The organism is Burkholderia sp. BDU5 (genome assembly GCF_001522845.1).
In the GTDB taxonomy this organism is placed as follows: domain Bacteria; phylum Pseudomonadota; class Gammaproteobacteria; order Burkholderiales; family Burkholderiaceae; genus Burkholderia; species Burkholderia mayonis.
Genome location: NZ_LOWC01000073.1, coordinates 1 through 717, shown reverse-complemented (window position 1 = coordinate 717; position 717 = coordinate 1). Strand labels below are relative to the sequence as shown.

At 60.7% G+C, this 717-nt stretch carries 1 protein-coding gene; it reads left to right on the top strand.

Annotated elements, in window-relative coordinates:
- On the top strand, positions 1-717 hold a 717-nt coding region (locus WS69_RS13275; protein WP_156438113.1), incomplete at both ends, for an S-layer family protein.

The window sequence follows — 717 nt, the reverse complement described above, 5'->3', positions numbered from 1 at the left end:
TATCTCATCGAGACGAACCCCGCGTTCACTCGAATGAACAATTTCCTGTCGAGCGACTATTACCTGAACCAGATCGGCGTGAATCCGCTGACCACCGAAAAGCGTCTCGGCGACGGGTTCTACGAACAGCAACTCGTGCGTAACCAGGTCACGCAACTGACGGGCAAGGCGGTATTGGGCCCGTATACGGACCTTCAGGGCATGTATCAGTCGTTGATGCTCGCGGGCGCGGAATTGTCGAAGTCGCTGAACTTGCCGCTCGGCATGAGCCTGTCGGCGCAGCAGGTGGCCGCGCTCACGACCAACGTGATCATCATGCAGACCGAGACGGTCGGCGGCCAGCAGGTATTGGTACCGGTCGTGTATCTGGCGAAAGCCGATCAGCAGAACGCGAACGGCCCGCTAATCACGGCCGGCAATATCGATTTGAAGAACACGCAGGTCTTCACGAACAGCGGAACCGTGAAGGCGGACACGACGCTCGCGCTTCAGGGCAAGCAGATCGACAACGCGTTTGGTGCGCTGCAAAGCGGTGGGCTGATGTCGCTCGACACGACGGGCAACGTGGATCTCACGTCGGCCAACGTGAAGGCCGGCAGCCTCGACCTGAACGCGGGCAACAAGCTGATTCTGGATACTGCGACGCAGACGACGCACCAGGTGAGCCGCGATGGCGCAACGAGCGACAAGACGACGCTCGGGCCGGCCGCGAACCTG